This is a genomic window from Adhaeribacter aquaticus DSM 16391 (assembly GCF_000473365.1).
GTDB lineage: Bacteria > Bacteroidota > Bacteroidia > Cytophagales > Hymenobacteraceae > Adhaeribacter > Adhaeribacter aquaticus.
Genome location: NZ_KI421517.1, coordinates 623,009 through 642,512, shown reverse-complemented (window position 1 = coordinate 642,512; position 19,504 = coordinate 623,009). Strand labels below are relative to the sequence as shown.

The window sequence follows — 19,504 nt, the reverse complement described above, 5'->3', positions numbered from 1 at the left end:
GTCGTAAGGCTACTTATAAGGTAAAACCTTTAGGAGGTAAGTGGAATAAAATTATTTGCCGCTTTTTAGTTTGTCTAATTCTTGTCTTAGTTTTACTTTTTCTGTTACTTCATAACCAAAAGCAATAATTCCGGTTACCTCATTATTTTCTACCAGAGGCTGATACGTAGTAGTAAAAAAGGCTTCTTCTAACTGGCCGGTATTGTACCAATCTAGTTTTACGCCAATTTCACTCGCTATAAAAGGCTCCCTGGTTTTAAAAACATTATCCAGAATCTGAACAAATCCCTGATCTACAACTTCCGGTACGGCCTCGGCTACTGTTCTGCCTATAAGCTCCCGGTTTGGTAGTAGTCGTTGATACTGTGGGTTTACGAGTTCATATCTATGTTCAGGGCCTTTTAAAATAGCAAAAATGGCCGGTGCCTGCATAATCAGTCTTTCCAGGGTTAGGCGTTGGTCTTCTGCTTTCTGGTAGGCCAGTTGTACCTGGTCCGATAAAGCTGACATTTGCTCGTTTGCCTCCAGCAGTTCCTGCACCATTTGTTTGGTGCTGTGGATATCATAAGAGCTACCAACCCGCATAATTACCTGGCCTTGCTCATCTTTCATAGGGAGACTTCTAACCAGGTGCCACCGGTAGTTGCCGTCTTTATTTTTTATTCGCAGTTCTGCCTGAAATTCTGTTTCAGCATAAATGGCTTCTTTTTGGCGATTTAAAATTTGCGTTATATCATCCGGGTGAATAACCTGTTGCCATTTAGGGCCTAAAAGTTCTTCAAGGGGAACACCGGTATATTCTACCCATCGTTGGTTTACATAGGTGCAGCTGCCATTTGGCTCGGCCGTATGGATTAACTGCGGAACAGCATCGGTTAAAAACTTGAATTTGCCTTCACTTACCTTCTGCGCTTGTTTCGCTAATTCCCGTTCCGTAACATCGGTCGTTTTTTGAATAATATATTCAATATTCCCATTATCATCGAGAACAGGAGTATGCGAGGCTTCCCAGTAGCTATCATAAAAACCGCCTCCCTCTGATTCTGGTACGGCTATCCGGTAGCTAACCAGATTCATGTAGTCTACTGCTTTTGTTTGTAACACCTTCTCAAAAGAAAGACGCACAGGGTTGGCCTCAAAAGTGTAATTTGGGTCCGGATACGCTTCTAATAAGAAATGCCGACCTTGTATTTCTTCCCTTTTTTTTAAGGTTACTTTCAGATAGGCATTTGTAGCATCAATGATTTTATAATCAGGAGAAACTGCAATTAGGTTTTCCGGGATATAATGAAATAATTTAAGCGTATCCATAGCTTTTTGGTAGGTGCTTTATAGAGGCTAAATAGTATAAAAGCAAAATTAAAAATTTCAGCTTTATATCTATTTTTAATTTTAAGGTTTAACCGGTTTAGTCTAATAAAGTTTACTCAAAAAGAATTACAAATAGTTTAGAGCAGCCTTGTTATCAAAGAATAGTTTAATTACGATTTATTAAAGCGGGAAAAGGCTGGTAGCCAAGAGAAATTGAATAGTTAGAAAAATTTTAAGCACTATATCTATACATGGCTTTGGATCTCATGGCAACATAATTAAAAGCCATTAATATTACGCAAGCCATGTTAGCTAAAGATTACAGGAATGTTATCCTTAATTAATATTTATACCTTTTATAAAGTAATCTCTAATTCCAAAAATTCAGATGCGCCGTTATCATTATCTGTCATGGCAATTGCGCGGTAAGTTCTTTCCCCAATTTTTTCAAGAATTGCTAACGATTCTACTTTGCCAATAAACGGTTCGCCTTCTTCATTAAGAATTAAAGCCGTTTCCAGACCCATGGGTTTAGTAGTAGGTTTAAGCGTTTTTAAATCAATGGTTCCAACAAAGCTTCCCAGTATTTGCCCGTCCAGAATGGCATCTGTCGTGTTTTCAACGGAGGCCGTAAAAAACAGTTTATCAGCAAACGTATAAGCTCCCGAAAAACGAGCGCTTAGGCCAGATAAGTGCGGCAGTTCAAAGTAGTAAGCCTGGTAAGCAGGTACGGTAGAAGTAGAATCAGTAAGGTGCCGGAAGAGCTCATTTTTATCAAAAGATAACAATACATTGGGGCCTGTGGCAATAGAGCGCTGGAGTAAAAATAGCTTTTGCCCCGAGGTGGAAGCTGCGGCCTCAATGTTCAGTAAATCTTCTGCTAGCAAGTCTTTGTTAATTTGAAGTGCAGCGTATAGTTTTTGTAAAGAGTATTGTTTTATTTGAATAACGTCTCCGGGCTTTTCGGGTAACTGAATAAGGTAACAATGAGCACGGGTAGGGGCCGCCCCAGACCCAAAAGCAGCCAGATAGTTTCGGTCGTTAATATTCAAGGTAGTTAAACATTCCAAATCTGGTTTAAAGGCTTTGGGTATGCGGCCATTGCCAAAGAACTCCGATTCAAAAAGCTGTACCTTATTTTCTATTTTTAAATTCTTTTGGTTCAGAATATATAGTAATGGCGAATCATCCCCAATTACATAGATTTTATCTCCTACTACTTCCATGCCTGAGGCAGAAGGAATTTCTCTGAATAGTTTTCTTTTGGTAATAATGGCTTTCATTTTTACTGGAGACGTTGTTACCGGTTCTTTCGTTTGTGGTTTACATGTTACGAAAAGAATGCAATACGTACACATTAAAATAGAAAACCTAAAAATATTTAGCATGTATTTTGTATTATGTGCCAGTGCCAATAGTGCCTACAAAACTAGTATTTGTATTTAATGTTCATGCTTATAAGTAGCCAAATTATATAAAAAACTTAGCGGTGCACGATTTTTCAAAAGAGTTCGAGTTTAGAACTTCCCGAAGTGGTGGTCCGGGAGGACAAAATGTAAACAAAGTATCATCAAAGGTAGAACTTCGGTTTCATGTGGCTAACTCTGAAATTTTAAACCCCGAAGAAAAAATATTAGTGCAGGAAAAGCTAGCTAATTATATAACGGGAGAAGGTTATTTGCAAATAATTTGCCAGACCGAGCGCAGCCAGCTTGGGAACAAAGAGAACTGTATTAAAAAATTTTACGAATTACTAAAGAAGGCTTTTGCCCGGCAGAAAGTCCGGAAGCCTACCAAGCCGTCCAAGGCTGCCCGCCAGGAGCGTTTAAGTGGGAAGAAAATGCAAGCCGACAAAAAAGCCGCGCGCGGAAAAATCAGACCAAACGAATTTTAATTACTAGCTGAAATTTTTTATTTCTTCACCAAAGTCATAAACGGGTTGGTTTGGTACAGCCTGGGCAATAATGCTGGCGCCAATAGCGGAGCGATAACCTCCGGCACAGTGGACTAATACCGGTTTATCGGTAGGAATCTCTGTAGCCCGCAACCTTAGTTCTGATAAGGGAATGTTAAGGCTCTGCGGAAATATTTTATTTTCTTTCGATTCAGAGCTGTTCCGGATATCCACAATGGTAAACTGATCTGGATTAGTTTTAAAAGTTTCTACCTCAAAGGTGGGAGAGACTTTTGTGGCATTATCAGGATTAATAACCGCTCCTTTTATAAATTTTTCATAGCCAATTTTAGCAGTTTTGGCAATTACTGTTTCTAGAGTTTCTTCGGTATGAGCTATTAAATAAAATCTTTCTCCGGGGGCCAGTATGCTACCTAGCCAGGTTTCAAACTTTAAGCCATCCTGCAGGTTAATGGCATGTTCCAGGTGCCCTTGCCTAAATAATTCTGCCGGCCGTGTATCAATAAAATAACCAGTCTTACTAAAAATACAATCAGGTTTTAAACGTGGAACAGCTAAGGTACTTTCTCTATAAAAGGGCGCACCGGTTTTATTAAGCTCTACATTATACTTAAAATATACAGGCACGAAGGGCTGGTCTGCCAGTAAATAATCTACAAAGGAATCTTCAGGCATAGGCTGCAGTGCTTTGTTGTGCTGCTTTTCGTCGCCCAGGGTGCTCCATTTGGCATCGCCTATGCCCTTACCGCACAGCGAGCCGGCTCCGTGGGTTGGGTATATCAGCACATCATCAGGCAATGGCATTAATTTCTGGCGGGTAGATTGATACATGTGCTGAGCCAGGGATTTGGCCGTAGCCGTTATGGAACCAGCACTTTCCCGCAAATCTGGACGGCCTACATCGCCAACAAATAAGGTATCTCCAGTGAATAGGGCCAGTGCCTTATTTTGCTCGTCTTTTACCAGCACACATATACTATCGGGAGAGTGACCTGGGGTGTTAATAGCATGTAAAATAACATGCCCTACCTGAAAAAAGTCGCCGTCGTCAAAGGTATTATGCGTGTAATTGGCCTTAGTTAATTTACTTGTATAAATTTCGGCCTCTTTGGTATGCGCAATTTCCCGGTGGCTACTAACAAAATCAGCGTGGGGGTGTGTTTCTATTACCGCTACAATGCGGGCATCGTGCAGCATGGCAAATTCATAATAAGGCTGCGGATTGCGGGCCGGATCGATAACAACAATTTCGCCGGCACTCATTACAATATAAGAAAAATGGGCTAAACCTTTATCTTCAAACTGTTCTATCTTCATGGTGCCAGGTGTTGTTATAAAAAGGCCTGTAGCCGCAAGTTGTTAAACTTACCGGCTACAGGCAAAGATGTATTATTAACGAGTTTTACTGGTTTAAGTAAGGTTTTGTACTATTAAATTTTACCCGAACAGGCTGCCTAACAAACCTTTTTTTTCTTCGATTTTGTAGCCAGCCTTTTTTACAGTTTCCACTACTTCTTCGGCCTTTATATTTTCTCCTTTTACGGTTAATATTTTCTCCGGATTAGTTGTATCTACTTCCCAGTTTTGCACATTTTCTACTGCGTCCAGGTAAGGTTTGGCGTTGGCCACACAACTGCCGCAATTTATGTTGGTTTTAAATTTTAAAGTCTTCATTGTAGGTAAAAATTAAAGGTTGTACGAAATAATCTGCATTTAAAAAGTTTCGCCTATAGCGTAATTGTTCGTAATCTAAGGCTGTTGGTTACTACTGATACGGAACTTAGCGCCATGGCGGCTCCGGCCAGCATGGGGTTTAGCAGGAATCCAAAGAACGGAAAAAGTATACCGGCCGCAATTGGAATGCCTATCAGGTTATAGATAAAAGCCCAGAAAAGATTTTGCTTTATGGTTCGAACAGTGGCCCGCGATAATTTAATAGCTGTAACAATATACCTTAAATCTGACTGCATTAAGGTTATTCCCGCTGATTCCATAGCAATATCGGTGCCTTTCCCCATGGCAATTCCTACATCCGCCTGAGCCAGGGCGGGAGAGTCGTTTATGCCATCGCCTACCATGGCTACTACGTGTCCCTTGGCTTGCAACTGTTGGACATAAGCCGCCTTTTCGGTTGGTAATACTTCCGCCTGTACCTGGGCAATGTTAGCTTGTTTAGCTATAGCCTGAGCGGTTTGTATATTATCGCCGGTAAGTAAATGTACCTGCAAGTGCAGGTGTTGTAAAGCCTGTACGGCTGCCGCCGAGGTTTCTTTTATGGGATCTGTTACCGGTATTAGCGCCACTACTTGTTCTTTCCGGCTAATAAAAATTATAGTTTTGGCTAAGGCAGCCTGTTGTTCGGCTATTGTTTGTAAAGATTCGGGTACCGGCAAGTTGTAAGCCGCCAATAAATGTTTGCTGCCAATAAAATAAGTTACTCCGTCCACATCGGCTTTTACTCCCTTTCCCGTAATGCTTTCAAAATTAGTCACAGAAGCAGGAGTGAAGCCATCGGCTTTTAATTTTCGGATAATGGCGTCGGCTAAAGGATGCTCAGAACGGGTTTCAATACTTAGAATGGCCTGAGCTATTTTTGTTTTTTCAATTACTGGTTCATTCCATATAATTTCTTCTGCTTCTGGTTGTCCTTTGGTAAGCGTACCGGTTTTGTCTATTACTACTACAGTTGCTTTACGGGCTTTTTCCAGGCTTTCAGCATCCTTTATAAGAATACCCTTTTCAGCACCTTTACCCACTGCTACCATTATAGCGGTAGGAGTAGCTAAGCCTAAAGCACAGGGGCAGGCAATTATCAGAACGGTAATCAAAGCTTGTAAGGCATAGGTTACATTGTTATCTACCCCAGAAAAGTACCACACAATAAAGCTTAACAAAGCAATAGCCATCACAATGGGTACAAAAATTCCAGCAATTTTGTCTACCAGTTTTTGTACCGGTGGTTTGCTGGCCTGAGCCTGTTGTACAGTTTTTATAATCTGAGCCAGCATGGTTTGGGAGCCGGTTTTTTGAGCTAACAATTCAAAACTGCCCTTTTGGTTTACGGTGCCGGCAAATACGGTAGCTCCTGCTTTTTTAAGTTGAGCCACTGGTTCGCCGGTAATCATGCTTTCGTCCACGAACGATTCTCCTTTATGTACCAGGCCATCTACCGGTATTTTTTCTCCGGGCCTGATTAAAATCTGGTCGTTAGGCTGCACCTGTTCAATGGGTAGTTCTTCTTCTTCACCAGTATCACGCATTATTCGCACGGTTTTGGGCTGCAGGCCCATTAATTTTTTTAAAGCGGCCGATGTCCCTTTGCGGGCTCGCTCTTCCATTAGCTTGCCAGTTAAAATAAAAGCAATAATAGCAGCAGCCGACTCAAAATAAACCTGCGGCTGCAGGTCCCGGCTTAAGAAGTACTGTGGATAAACGGTATTAAAGGCGCTAAACATAAAGGCTACCCCGGTACTTAGGGCCACCAGCGTATCCATATTAGCTGTTAAATGACGCGCTTTTTTAAAAGCGCTTATGAAAAAGCTTCTGCCAAACCAAAATATGACCAGGCCAGTAAGCACCAGCATAATAAGATTAGCTCCCGGAAACCCATGGTGAAAGAACATGCCTATAATTACTACCGGCAGTGTTAAAACAAATGCGGCTATGGTTTTCTTCTTTAACTGTGCATACTGGTCGGCATCGGCTTTTTCTAAATCTTCAGCAGAAATAGTAGCATCGGCTACTAACTCGTATCCTAGTTGCTTTATAACTTTCTGAAGTGCTTTTACATTTACTTCCTGCGGGTTGTATTGTACATCTGCCGACCGGTTGGCATAGCTTACATTAGCCTCTACTACCCCAGGCTGAGCTTTTAACATCGACTCCACGCTTACGGCACAGGCAGCACAAGTCATTCCGTTCACCGGAAAAGTATTTCGGGTGGTGCTGGTTGTAGCAACGGGTTGGGTTGTAGTACTCATACTTTTAGCTTTTATAATTTTATGTACTTGTTCTTTTTTTACAATACAAAATTATGGTACGGTTAGGGGAAATATGTTACAGGATATTTTTTTAATGTTATAAGATTTTGGAATAGGTACAGAACAAAAAAGCAGCCCGAGGGCTGCTTTTTTGTTCTGTACTGGGTGAGAGCGGGTAACTAGCTTCTGCTTCCGCGGCCGCGTAATAAAGCAACTAATAATAAAACAAAAACAGCACCACCAACAACCCACATCCAGGGGGCTACCGGAGAACCGCCACCACCACCTTTATTAATATCTACATTAATATCTGCACCAGTTTCCTGAGCAAAAGCAATTATGTTGAGTAATGTGGCGAATAAAACTAATATGGCTCTTTTCATAGTTTAAGAAAATTTTAAAGTTACATTCCCAGAAATCTAATTAGTAAAAGCAAGGCGTAAAAAGGATTCTGCTGGCGGAAAATAAGTGTGCCAGTGGCTTTATTGCTTAAATAATTAGTTACCTGTGTTATATATAGGTATACTTTAATTTTATAATATTTGTTGTTTTTTTAGGTTGTATTTTTCGGTGAAATAACCCTAGGAAATAAAATATTTTAACCCTGCCTTTTTCGTAATACCATATTTTTATCTTAGCTCTGGTCTTGCCGTAGTTAAAGATTAATTAATTTAAAAAAATTATTTTAACTGGCCGGAAAACAGTAGCCGGTTAATAGTATAAGTCACAGCGAAAGTTCTATGAAAGCTCCCAAAGGTACCCTTATTGCATTAGGTGGTGGTGGTGATGATGGTTTAATAAAATTAATAGAATCAGAGTATTGTCATGAAAAATCAGCAATTGAAGTAGTTACTACAGCTGCTCCTGAGCCCGAAGAATCGGGAAAAGCTTATGTAGAAGCCTTTGAAGAAACTGGCTTGCCTAATGTACGCTTTATGCATATAGATGAGAATAATGAGGCGGATAAGGCAGATTATATAAAACGAATAAAAGCGGCTGATGTAATCTTTTTTACGGGTGGCGATCAGCGCCGGATCCTGGAATTTCTGAAAGGAACTGAAGTGCATAAAATCATGCGGGAGCGGTACCGTACCGACGATTTGATTATTGCCGGTACCAGTGCCGGTTCTGCGGCTATGTCCGATAGGATGATTTATGAAGGGTACGGTCCTTATGCCCTGGAGAAAGGAAGAACCAAAACCAGTGCGGGTTTATCTTTTATTCATAAGGTTTACATAGATACTCACTTTACGGAGCGGGGCCGGTTTGGGCGATTATCTATTGCGGTGTCACAACACCCGGAATACATTGGCATAGGATTAGGCGAGGAAACGGGTATTATTATTCGGGAAGGAAATCTGGTAGAGGTCTTTGGTATTGGTGTGGTAACAATAATAGATGGATCTGAAATAAAATACTCTAATATACATGAAGTAGAGCATGGTTTACCAATTGCTGTAGAACACCTGGTCATGCATCTATTGGTAGAGGGGCAGCAATATTGTATCCGGGAAAAGGAAATTAAGCCGGTGCTTAAAAACTGAAAAAGCTTGTATATAGTACAAGCTTTTTCAAAGGTGTAATTATATTACCGGTTTTCACCGTTTTACCGGAAACTTCATGCGGTAATCGGCATCTACATCCCCTTTACTGATTTTGGTTAATTTACCTTTAATAAGGCGCTTTTTTAGCCCTGAAAGATGATCTGTAAATAAAATACCTTCAATATGATCGTATTCGTGCTGGATAATACGTGCTACCAGGCCATCAAAAACATCTTCGTGTTCCTGCCATTCCTCGTCTAAATACCGGATGGTAACAATAGCGGGCCGGTAAACATCTTCCCGAACGCCCGGAATGCTTAAACAGCCTTCCTCAAATGCCCACTCTTCGCCTTCTTCTTTTAATATCTGAGGATTAATAAAGGCTTTTTTTACCGCTGTTGCTTTCTTTTCTTCATCTTCCTCAAAAGGAGCCGAGTCAATAACAAATAAACGGATGCTTTTGCCTATTTGAGGAGCGGCAAGTCCTACACCATGGGCGTTATACATGGTATCATACATATTTTCCACCAGTTTTTTCAAATCCGGAAAATCCTGTGGAATATCCTGCGCCTTTGCTTTTAATACTGGGTCGCCGTAAGCAACAATCGGATAAATCATAAACTTTGCTGAGCTAAATAAGATTGTAAAATAATAGTTGCGCTTACTTTATCTACGGTAGCTTTGTTTTGGCGATCTTTCTTTTTTACACCACCATCAATCATTGCCTGAAAAGCCATCCGGGAAGTAAAGCGCTCGTCTACTGTATAAACGGGTATTTCGGGTATTTCTTTTTTTAATTTCCGGACAAATCCTACTACTGCACTTGTAACATCAGTAGGGGTGTTATCCAAGGTTTTAGGCATGCCCACCACAAAAGCTTCAACCGCTTCTTTCTGAATATAATTTTTCAGAAACATAATTACATCTTTGGCATGTACGGTATCCAAAGGATTAGCAATGAGCTTTAACGGATCGGTAACAGCTAAACCCACCCGTTTATTTCCGTAATCTATTGCTAATACTCGCGCCATTTAAATAAAATTGAAAGACAAAGGTATTCAGTTTTAAGTAATCTTATTCTATTGTTCTAAAATACTTCGGACTAAGCAGGTTTGGGTTTATGTTTTTTAGAATATTTCAGTAAGTAGTTGAATTTGGTAAAAAAGCTTTCCTCTTTTATGAAATAAAAGCTTTGTTGTAGCCATGATGCAGGATACACAAATAAGCGAAAATTTGTATTTTGTAATGTTTCGCCTTTCTTATTTAATTAGAAAAGCGGCCTTGGGGAAAAGCTTAAAATTGGCTTAAAAAGAATAATAAATACTTTGACTGGTTAGGTAATCAGTTCAATTTTGATTATTTAGTTGAATAATTGATATAATTAAAAAAAACACAAAAGCCTTTACTTAAAAAATTGTATTTTACTAAACTAGGATTAAATTGTAACTCCTTTATAAATAAGATGGATATGAAACTATTTTATTGTAAATTACTTTGAAAAGGATTATCAGGTTTTAGCTGTTAAACTTATACTTAAATCTCTTTTAAATTTTTATGGATAACAATCCAAAGAATTCAGTCTTCCAGGTCAGGTTACCAATTATTATTGCACTTGCTTTATCTTTTGGTGTTTTAATTGGCGCTAATAGTTTTAAGGCATCCCCCAACAATGCGCAACAAACTGCTAAAGGTTACCTGAAGTTTAGGGATATTTTAAGTTACATTGACCGCGATTATGTAGATACAGTTAATGTAGAAGAGTTAACAGATTTTGCTATTGCCAAAATGCTGGAGAAACTTGATCCGCATACCTCTTATATTCCGGCAAGCGAAATTAGTATTGCGCGCTCTTATCTAGAAGGCAATTTCGATGGTATTGGCATAGAGTTTAATGTTTTCCGGGATACGGTTTATGTAGTGGCACCTTTAAGTGGTGGCCCATCAGAGACAGTGGGAATTCAGGCCGGCGATAAAATTGTAAAAGTTAATGGGGAGAATATTGCCGGAGTGGGTATAACTACACAGAAGGTGCTGGAAAAATTACGTGGTACTAAAGGATCCAAAGTGCAATTAAGCATTTTGCGTAAAGCCCAAACCAAACCAATGAATTTTGTGGTTACCCGGCATAAAATACCCTCTCACTCGGTAGATGTAAGTTACATGCTGGATAAGCAAACCGGTTATATTAAAATAGCTCGTTTTGCCAATAATACTTATGCTGAATTTAAAGAAGCTTTATCAAAACTAAAGAAATCGGGTATGCAGCGCCTGGTGCTCGATTTACGGGGTAACCCCGGGGGGTATATGGATAGGGCTACTAAAATAGCTGATGAGTTTATTTCGGGTAATAAAAAGATTGTATATACTGATGGAAAAGGAACCAAGTATGACTCTGATACCTATGCAAAAGTAAAAGGAGAGTTTGAAGAAGGTAAACTAGTAGTTTTGATAGATGAAGGCAGTGCTTCGGCTTCTGAAATTTTAGCTGGTGCTTTACAAGACAATGATCGGGCTTTAATTGTTGGTCGTCGTTCTTTCGGAAAGGGGTTAGTACAAATGCCTATTTCCTTAAACGATGGTTCTGAGTTGCGTTTAACTATTTCAAGGTACTACACGCCCAGCGGTCGTTCCATCCAAAAGTCCTATAAAAAAGGAACAGAAGAATATGGAAATGATATTTTGAACCGGTATAAAAAAGGTGAGTTCTTCCACCAGGATAGTATCCGTTTTGATGACTCCTTGAAATATAAAACTATAAATGGTAGAATTGTTTATGGAGGTGGTGGTATTATGCCTGATGTTTTTGTTTCCCGCGATACTTCTGACGTAACCAATTATTTAAACCAATTATTTGCCAAAAATCTAGTTCGGAAATTTGCAGTAAATTATTTCCAAGATCACCGTAAAGAGTTTGAAAAAATGCCTTTTGAGGATTATAAAACGTCCTTCTTGGTATCTGATAAAATGCTGCAAGGTATTATTAAGGAGGCAAGCAGCCTGAAAATAGTTTATAAAGAAAAAGAATTTGAGCGCTCTAAAGACTTGCTTAAAAATCATATTAAGGCTTACATTGCCAGAAGTGCTTATGGCTCGGAAGGCTTTTATACCATTTTCCAGGAGCGGGACAGAGAACTAAAGCAAGCCTTACAGAGTTTTGGGCGGGCAGGCCTGCTCGAAAAAAATTATGTGCAGGCTCATTCTGTGCCGGAATAAGCGCCATAAGCTTTTAAATAACACGCCCTTCCGGTTCTCTTTAAACCTTTTTACAGGAAAGAGAACCAGAAGGGCTTTTTGCTGCGCTTTACTTCTGAGGACTAATTTTTAGATTTTTCTGAATAATAATTCTTTACTTTAAGCATTAAGTAAGTAAAGAGCGTATTTTACTTCTTTTACCGGTTCTTAATCTTCAAGCCTTAAGATATCGTAAAATGCTTTTACCAGTACCTAATGTAAAAATTATGAAATCTACTTTGTCTTTTTTATTGCTTGCCCTTTTGTTTGTATTTAACTCCTGTAAGGAGATTGATAAACTGCTTACCTTCACGATTAAAGAATCTCAAACCTTTACCGTACCCAAGCAATTTATTATTCCGGGCCGGCAATTACCCGGAATGCCGGTACCCTCCGCTGTTAGCATGGAGCAGGAATTTAAAAACCATAATACCCGGGCAAATTTAGTTAAAAATATTACCCTCGATGACTTAACACTCACCATCGAAAATCCTGCTACTGAAGATTTCGGGTTCCTGAAGGATATTGATGTTTTTATTTCTACTGATAATACCAATGAAGCTAAATTGGCTTACCTGCATGATATACCAGCTAATGTCGGAAACACCTTAAAACTTAATTCGGCTAATCCGGATTTGATGAAGTATATAAATGCGGAAAACTTTAAAATAAGAGCTAATGCAACCATTGATGAAAGTGTGCCAGATGATGTAACAATGAAAATAGACGTAATTTTCAAAGTGGTAGCCAAGTCATTGTAAACTAGGGTAATTATAACATTTTGGTTTTGTTTTTGTTAATACAGCAAGAGTTGTAAAATATTAACCTAAATAAGGCCCTCGCCATATAATATCATAAATAAAGATATTATGTATATTTGCAGCCAATTTCTGAAAATTGCATGCGTGTATTGGAAACAAACAAATTAGAAAAGGTTATTATTGTTGGAGATCGGGTTTTAATAAAACCGAAGACCTCCCAGGAGCAAACTAAAAGCGGCTTGTTCCTTCCGCCGGGTGTTCAGGAAAAAGAAAAGGTTCAGGAAGGGTATATCATGAAAACGGGGCCTGGTTATCCTATTCCGGCCGATTATGGTTTTGATGATGAAGTCTGGAACCGGGATGAACAGGATGATGTCCGTTACATTCCGCTGCAAGCCAAAGATGGCGATTTAGCTATATACGTTCAGCGGGATGCCATTGAAATTGTTTACCACGGCGAAAAATATTTTATTGTTCCGCAGTCGGCTATTTTAATGCTGATTCGGGAAGAAGATCTTGACTAATACAATACTAGATCAATAAAAAAACCGCTCCCTAAAGAGCGGTTTTTTTATTGATCTAGTATTGTATTAAATGGATTTGGTGAATCAGTTAATACAAGATTATTTTTTATTAACTCAGGAGAAATGAAGCATATTTTAGTAAGTCTTCTAATAATGACCTTAGGTTGTAAAACCCCAGCCCAAGAGCACCAGGATAATAAGGGAGAACTTAATGCCACAGGATCAGTGAGAGAAATAAATCAGGGCATGGCACTGCCGCCGGGAAAAGAAAGAGAAGAAAGAGGCCAATTGGCACCAAACACCTGCCGGATTTTGGGAAAAATTGTAAATATATCAGATGATTTAGATACTAATAAAGCCACGCCCTGCGGGAAAACGCCTTGTAAAGCCTTGGTGCAAGTGGTGCGGGTGTTGGGTTATGGTGCCGGGTTTGGTACACTGGCAGAAGGAAGTAAGGTAGAAACCCACTTCTCGTTTACCTTGCATCATACAGCTGATTTTTTTCCGGAATTAACCAATCCTCTGCCGGGTTTAAAAGAAGGGGATGTTTTTCAGGCTGATATTTCCAGAATGACAGAAGGAACATCCTCCGGAAGTGCTTTTTTAGTTACCTCTTATATAAAGAAATAAAATAGTGTTTTAGATAAAATTTGTGCTGCCTAAACAAGAGTAGGAGCTCAAATACTTTGTGGATTTCCTAGTTTATTCCCTACTCCAAAACAGATCTTTATCTTCTCATAATCAATGGTATAAATAGTAAATTTCCTGGTTGTATTCGGTGGTTCTTCTGAACTATTTTGCTTTAAAAAGGTTAATTATTAGCAGGATATTACCTGGTGTATTTGCCCTGAAACTCATGGATTTTTAGCGGCATGTTTTTTGCAATCAGATTATAATTTACATGAATATAGATTCGTCTGTTAGAAATAAAATAAGTATCATCAGCATTATATTGCTTGTACTTTTTGGCTTAATTTTTTGGTTTAACTTAAGCAATCCTATTTCAAAACGCTCTTATGTTACACTCGAAATTGAAGAAGCGGCAAAAGCTATCCGGAAAAACCGGAAAATGTTGAAAGCTTCTGTCGGAACGCCGGATGATCCGGATGCCCGGGCAAAATGGGAATTTAAACGGTTACGAAACCCATATACCGATGAAATTCCGGTTGATATCCGGCAACGAGAGCTGTCGTTTTCCGCCACTATACCAATTGCTGAAGTGGTTTCCATGAATCAATTTGGGCGCAATGCGCGAGCTTTTGTGCAAAATTGGGATCATCGTGGGCCCTATAACATTGGTGGAAGAACCAGGGCTCTGGCGATAGATATTAGCAATGAAAATATAATTCTGGCAGGTGGTGTTTCCGGAGGCATGTGGCGTTCTACTGATAATGGGCAATCCTGGGTTAAAACAACAGATCCGAGTGTGGTACAAAATGTAACTACTGTAGCACAGGATACCCGCACCGGGAAAAGAAATACCTGGTATTATGGTACCGGCGAACGCATTGGCGGGTTCCACCGGAGCAGTATAGCTTACCGGGGAAATGGCATATTTAAATCTACCGATGGTGGAGTTTCCTGGAAGATTTTGCCTGCTACAGCTGCCTCTGGCCCGGCTACTTTTAATAATGTTTTTCAGTGGATTAACCGCATTGCTGTAAATCCGGCCAATACTTTGCAGGATGAAGTATTCGCGGCTACTATTGCAGGTATTCAGCGCTCAACTGATGGCGGTGCTACCTGGGCCAATGTTTTAGGCACTATAAGTAACGTTGAGAGCGTGTACCGACAGCACAGTTATTTTACCGAGATAGCCATTGGTCAGTCAGGAGTCATGTATGCTACCATGAGCCAGTTGAGTAACAATGGCGGAACGGCTACTGTTCGCGGCATTTTTCGGTCTACTGATGGGGTAACCTGGACGAATATAACCCCGGCAAATTTCCCACAGGTTTATGAGCGGATAGTTTTAGATATAGCGCCTTCCAATGAAAATATAGTTTATTTTCTGGCCAATACTCCTAATGCTGGGAAGTTTGATACCAGCTTATATAAATATACCTATAGTTCCGGAAATGGAGCAGGCGCGGGTGGTATTTGGGAAAACCGCTCGGTTAATATTCCGGGTTTTGGCGGTGAAGTAGGGAACTATAACCACCAAAACAATTATAATATGGTGGTGGAAGTAAAGCCGGATAATAGCAACCATGTAATAATAGGCGGAACTAATTTATATTTATCTACCGATGGTTTTGCTTCTTCTGCCAATACCCGTTGGATAGGAGGGTACAGCCGAAAGAATAATGTCTCCAAATACGCGAATCATCACCCGGATCAGCATGCGTTGGCCTTTTACCCAAGTAACGCGAACCGTTATATATCCGCTCATGATGGTGGATTAAGTCGTACCGCTAATATTCTGGCCACCGATACCGTGCGCTGGGAAAACCTGAACCGGGGGTATTTAACTACTCAGTTTTACTCCATTGCCCTTGACCATAGTGAGGCTAATAATACCTTGATTGGAGGGATGCAGGATAATGGTACGCATATCACTGGCGAGTATGACCCAAAGGCAGAATGGTATGAGTATGGCAGTGGTGATGGTGGTTTTGCATTTATCAAGCCATCATCTGTATTTGTATCGGTATACGAAGGTTATGTACTACGCCACGAGTTTAGCAGCCAGGGGAAATATGTTGGCTCTACCCGGGTGGATCCTAAAGGTGCCAAGGGGTACATGTTTATTAACCCATATATTATTGATCCGAATAATGAATTTGTCATGTATCAACCCGCCGGCGATTCGTTATGGCGAAATACTAATTTAAAAGCAATACCAGTAAGCGGAAACAGTAACACCAAGGGTACAGATTATGAGCCTAAGTCAACGAACTGGAAAGTAATTTCTGTGTTAAACGCCAGCCAAAGCATCTCTGCTATATCGGCAAGTAAGAGTACGGCTAACCTGCTTTACTTTGGTACGGATGATGGTAAGATGTATAAAATTACGGATGCTTTGTCTGGAGATAGCCCTGCCCGAACCGAAATAACCGGTACCAATTTCCCCCCTAATGCTTATATAAACAGCATTGCAGTGGACCCTGCTAATGGCGAGAATGTAATTGTGGCCTTTTCTAATTACGGGGTAATGAGCTTGTTTAGAACTACTAATGGCGGAAGCTCCTGGACAGCTATTGGTGGCAATTTAGAAGAAAAGCCCGATGGTGGTGGAAATGGGCCATCGGTAAGGTGGATAAACATTTTGCCGCCAGCTGTACCAGGTGGGCAATATAAATATTTTGTAGGTACCAGTACTGGTTTGTATGCTACCTCTAATTTCAGTGGTAATACAACAACTTGGATAAAAGAAGGAGCAGCTACCATTGGTAGTGTGCCCGTAGATATGGTTGATAGCCGCAGTGTAGATAACATGGTTGCCGTAGGCACCTATGGGAATGGGGCCTACAGTTACCGGCATACAGAACCTTTGGCAGTGCCAGAGGAGGTAGAGGTACCAAAGACTTTTACGGTTAAGCAAAACTATCCTAATCCATTTAGTGCCAGTACAACCATTACTTACAGTTTGGTAAAATCAGGGAAGGTATCAGTAAAAATATTTGATTTAACCGGAAGAGAAATTGCCACCCTGATAAATGCCCAACAGGAGGCGGGTACGCATGAGGTAACCTGGAACGGCAGAAATGGAAGTGCATTAGCCGACGGAATTTATATTTACAATGTTCAGGTAGGTAGCCAGCAAATAACAAAGCAAATGCTGTTACTCCGCCGTTAATTTTAATAAGCCGATATTCTAAATAAAAAGAGTCAGGAGGTTTTCCTGACTCTTTTTATTTATTAAAACAGGGTATAGTTTTTAATAAATGTAATAAACCCAAAATTTGATAGGGTGTCAAAAAAAAATAAATTTTACCGCTTTAAATATTGCGCATATTCCTTTGCAAAATAAGTAAGGATTATATCGGCGCCAGCCCGTTTAAAGCTTAACAAAATTTCGTTTCTGGCACGCTCGCCATCTATCCAGCCTTTTTCGGCAGCTGCTTTAACCATGGCATATTCTCCACTGATGTTATAAACTGCAATAGGTAAATGAGAATGATCGCGCAACAGTTTTACAATATCTAAATAAGGTAACCCTGGCTTAACCATCAAATAATCAGCTCCCTCCAAGGTGTCGAGTTCTGCTTCCAGTAAAGCTTCCCGGCTGTTGGCTGGGTTCATCTGGTAGGTTTTCTTATCGCCAAACTTAGGGGCTGAGTCTAAAGCATCGCGGAATGGTCCGTAAAAAGCACTGGCATATTTGGCCGTGTAGGACATAATACCAACGTTTTGGAAACCATTACTATCCAAATAATTTCTCAGGAAGCCAACGCGGCCATCCATCATGTCCGACGGACCAATAATATCGGCACCTGCCCGGGCCTGGGCTAAAGCCATTTTGCCTAAGAATTCCAGGGTAGGGTCATTTAGAATTTCACCGTTGTCTACCAGGCCATCGTGGCCATCAGAGCTATAAGGGTCCATCGCTACATCCGTCATTAAAACTACATCCGGAAAATTTTTCTTAACGGCTTCTATAAACTTTATGAAAAGGCCTTCTGCATTATAGCTTTCCTGGGCAAACCGGTCTTTTTTAGCTTCATCAATAACCGGAAAGGGAGCAAAAGTTTTAATGCCTAATTCCCGGCAAGCAGCAATTTCCTCCAGCATTTTATCGGTACTGTACCGGTAAATGCCAGGCATGGAAGTTATTTCTACTGCTTTATTTTCGCCTTCAATTACAAATATGGGAAATATCAAATCATTTACCGACACGGTATTTTCCTGAACTAAATCCCTGATTACTTCATTTTTCCGGTTCCGGCGAGGCCGCCGTGTTAAGTAGTGGCTCATATGTAAATTATTTAATAGGCAAAGTTATCTTTCTGCCTGAACAAAACTCAGTATTTAAAATTCGGCAATTGTTTTTTCAATAATAAGGCAGCATTCTATTAATTGCTCCTCCGTAATAACCAAAGGCGGAGCAAATCTAATAATATCGCCATGAGTAGGTTTGGCCAGCAAGCCATTGTCTTTTAACGCTACACAAAGGTCCCAGGCTGTTTTGCCATCAGGAGTGGGTTTGATTACTACAGCATTCAATAAGCCCTTCCCGCGGACTAACGTAACTAGATGAGGAAACTGATTATGTAAAGCCTCCATTCGGGCTCGGAAAATATGGCCCAAACGAAACGCATTATCAGTAAGGCTTTCTTCTTGTATTACGGCCAATGCGGCCATGGCTACGGCGCAGGCCAAAGGGTTGCCCCCAAAAGTGGACCCATGCTGACCTGGCTTAATGCAAAGCATAATCTCGTCATTAGCCAGGGCTGCCGATACTGGCAATACGCCACCAGATAAGGCTTTGCCCAATATTAAAATATCGGGTTTTACCTCTTCGTAATCCGAAGCCAGTAATTTGCCGGTGCGGCCTATGCCGGTTTGTATTTCGTCGGCTATTAACAATACGTGGTGTTTCTCGCACAGCGCTTTGGCAGTGGCCAGATAGCCTTCGTCGGGTACAAAAACACCGGCTTCTCCCTGTATAGGCTCCACTAAAAAACCACATACATGTGGGTTTTGCAAAGCTTCTTCCAGCGCTTCCAGATCATTATAGGGAATAACTTTATAACCGGGCATATAAGGACCAAATCCACCGGTAGAGTCCGGATCTGTAGAAAAAGAAACAATGCCGGTTGTGCGGCCATGAAAGTTATGCTCAGCAACAATTATTTCTGCTTCGTGCTTTGGTATGCCTTTTTGCTCATAGCCCCACTTGCGGGCCATTTTAATGGCTGTTTCCACAGCTTCTGCGCCAGAGTTCATCATTAGCACCTTGTCGTAACCAAAATATTCGCAGATGTATTGCTCACAAATTCCCAGCTTATTGTTGTAGAAGGCCCGGGAAGTTAGGGTGAGTACTTGGGCCTGTTCTGTTAAAGCCTGAATAATTTTGGGGTGGCAATGGCCCTGGTTTACGGCGCTATAAGCGGATAAAAAATCGTAGTACCGTTTCCCTTCTATATCCCAAAGGAAAATACCTTCGCCTTTTGCTAATACAACAGGGAGTGGATGATAATTATGAGCCCCATATTTGTCTTCGAGGAACATGGCTTCCTGACTGGTAGATATAGTAAGTGTATCCATAACCTTATAATTTTAGTGCTTTGCCGGG

The 19,504-nt window shown here is 40.5% G+C and carries 17 protein-coding genes; 7 read left to right on the top strand and 10 right to left on the bottom strand.

What is annotated here, in order from left to right:
- Window positions 1-51: 51 nt before the first annotated feature.
- Both ADHAQ_RS0104870 and ADHAQ_RS0104865 read right to left on the bottom strand, forming a co-directional pair.
- Entirely contained in the window at window positions 52-1,311 is a 1,260-nt protein-coding gene (locus tag ADHAQ_RS0104870; protein ID WP_026461985.1) for a PAS domain-containing protein, read from the bottom strand.
- Window positions 1,312-1,667: 356 nt separating this feature from the next.
- Window positions 1,668-2,594, bottom strand: a complete 927-nt coding sequence (locus tag ADHAQ_RS0104865; RefSeq protein WP_026461984.1) for a DUF6929 family protein — start codon at window positions 2,592-2,594, stop codon at window positions 1,668-1,670.
- 206 nt (window positions 2,595-2,800) lie between these two features.
- Between ADHAQ_RS0104865 and arfB the strand changes: the two genes are divergently transcribed.
- Entirely contained in the window at window positions 2,801-3,205 is a 405-nt protein-coding gene (arfB, locus tag ADHAQ_RS0104860; protein ID WP_245590575.1) for an alternative ribosome rescue aminoacyl-tRNA hydrolase ArfB, read from the top strand.
- 3 nt (window positions 3,206-3,208) lie between these two features.
- Here arfB and ADHAQ_RS0104855 read toward each other — a convergent pair whose 3' ends face one another.
- The 4 genes from ADHAQ_RS0104855 to ADHAQ_RS0104840 all read right to left on the bottom strand — a co-directional run bounded on the left by ADHAQ_RS0104855 (window position 3,209) and on the right by ADHAQ_RS0104840 (window position 7,589).
- Window positions 3,209-4,543 (bottom strand): MBL fold metallo-hydrolase, encoded by a 1,335-nt coding sequence (locus ADHAQ_RS0104855; RefSeq protein WP_026461982.1) that lies wholly within the window; start codon window positions 4,541-4,543, stop codon window positions 3,209-3,211.
- Between the two features lie 120 nt (window positions 4,544-4,663).
- Window positions 4,664-4,900: a heavy-metal-associated domain-containing protein gene (locus ADHAQ_RS0104850; protein WP_026461981.1), complete on the bottom strand. Its 237-nt coding sequence runs from the start codon at window positions 4,898-4,900 to the stop codon at window positions 4,664-4,666.
- Window positions 4,901-4,953: 53 nt separating this feature from the next.
- Entirely contained in the window at window positions 4,954-7,206 is a 2,253-nt protein-coding gene (locus ADHAQ_RS0104845; RefSeq protein ID WP_034256586.1) for a heavy metal translocating P-type ATPase, read from the bottom strand.
- Between the two features lie 179 nt (window positions 7,207-7,385).
- Window positions 7,386-7,589 carry a hypothetical protein gene (locus tag ADHAQ_RS0104840; RefSeq protein ID WP_026461979.1) on the bottom strand — a complete coding sequence of 68 codons (204 nt, stop codon included), beginning with the start codon at window positions 7,587-7,589 and terminating at the stop codon, window positions 7,386-7,388.
- A gap of 357 nt (window positions 7,590-7,946) precedes the next feature.
- On the opposite strand from ADHAQ_RS0104840, the gene ADHAQ_RS24530 reads away from it, so the two are divergent.
- Window positions 7,947-8,750, top strand: a complete 804-nt coding sequence (locus tag ADHAQ_RS24530; RefSeq protein WP_034256584.1) for a cyanophycinase — start codon at window positions 7,947-7,949, stop codon at window positions 8,748-8,750.
- A gap of 54 nt (window positions 8,751-8,804) precedes the next feature.
- Here ADHAQ_RS24530 and def read toward each other — a convergent pair whose 3' ends face one another.
- Both def and ruvX read right to left on the bottom strand, forming a co-directional pair.
- The gene (def, locus tag ADHAQ_RS0104830) at window positions 8,805-9,368 is read right to left on the bottom strand and encodes a peptide deformylase (RefSeq protein ID WP_026461978.1); all 564 of its coding nucleotides are present in this window, start codon (window positions 9,366-9,368) and stop codon (window positions 8,805-8,807) included.
- Window positions 9,365-9,781 carry a Holliday junction resolvase RuvX gene (ruvX, locus tag ADHAQ_RS0104825; RefSeq protein ID WP_026461977.1) on the bottom strand — a complete coding sequence of 139 codons (417 nt, stop codon included), beginning with the start codon at window positions 9,779-9,781 and terminating at the stop codon, window positions 9,365-9,367. Before ruvX ends, def begins: the two co-directional genes overlap by 4 nt.
- 523 nt (window positions 9,782-10,304) lie before the next feature.
- Here ruvX and ADHAQ_RS0104815 point away from each other — a divergent pair.
- From ADHAQ_RS0104815 to ADHAQ_RS0104795, 5 genes are all read left to right on the top strand, one after another.
- On the top strand, window positions 10,305-11,963 hold the full coding sequence (locus ADHAQ_RS0104815) for a S41 family peptidase (RefSeq protein WP_026461976.1): 1,659 nt from the start codon (window positions 10,305-10,307) through the stop codon (window positions 11,961-11,963).
- A gap of 245 nt (window positions 11,964-12,208) precedes the next feature.
- Entirely contained in the window at window positions 12,209-12,742 is a 534-nt protein-coding gene (locus ADHAQ_RS0104810) for a hypothetical protein (RefSeq protein ID WP_071781155.1), read from the top strand.
- 140 nt (window positions 12,743-12,882) lie between these two features.
- Window positions 12,883-13,266: a co-chaperone GroES gene (locus ADHAQ_RS0104805; protein ID WP_026461974.1), complete on the top strand. Its 384-nt coding sequence runs from the start codon at window positions 12,883-12,885 to the stop codon at window positions 13,264-13,266.
- A 123-nt stretch (window positions 13,267-13,389) separates the two neighbouring features.
- Window positions 13,390-13,896 (top strand): hypothetical protein, encoded by a 507-nt coding sequence (locus tag ADHAQ_RS0104800; protein ID WP_157433345.1) that lies wholly within the window; start codon window positions 13,390-13,392, stop codon window positions 13,894-13,896.
- A gap of 271 nt (window positions 13,897-14,167) precedes the next feature.
- Window positions 14,168-17,065: a T9SS type A sorting domain-containing protein gene (locus ADHAQ_RS0104795; protein ID WP_051359714.1), complete on the top strand. Its 2,898-nt coding sequence runs from the start codon at window positions 14,168-14,170 to the stop codon at window positions 17,063-17,065.
- Window positions 17,066-17,199: 134 nt separating this feature from the next.
- Here the strand turns inward: ADHAQ_RS0104795 and hemB are convergent, their stop codons facing one another.
- On the bottom strand, window positions 17,200-18,183 hold the full coding sequence (gene hemB, locus ADHAQ_RS0104790) for a porphobilinogen synthase (protein ID WP_026461971.1): 984 nt from the start codon (window positions 18,181-18,183) through the stop codon (window positions 17,200-17,202).
- Window positions 18,184-18,237: 54 nt separating this feature from the next.
- Window positions 18,238-19,476: an ornithine--oxo-acid transaminase gene (gene rocD, locus ADHAQ_RS0104785; RefSeq protein ID WP_026461970.1), complete on the bottom strand. Its 1,239-nt coding sequence runs from the start codon at window positions 19,474-19,476 to the stop codon at window positions 18,238-18,240.
- Window positions 19,477-19,504: the final 28 nt, after the last annotated feature.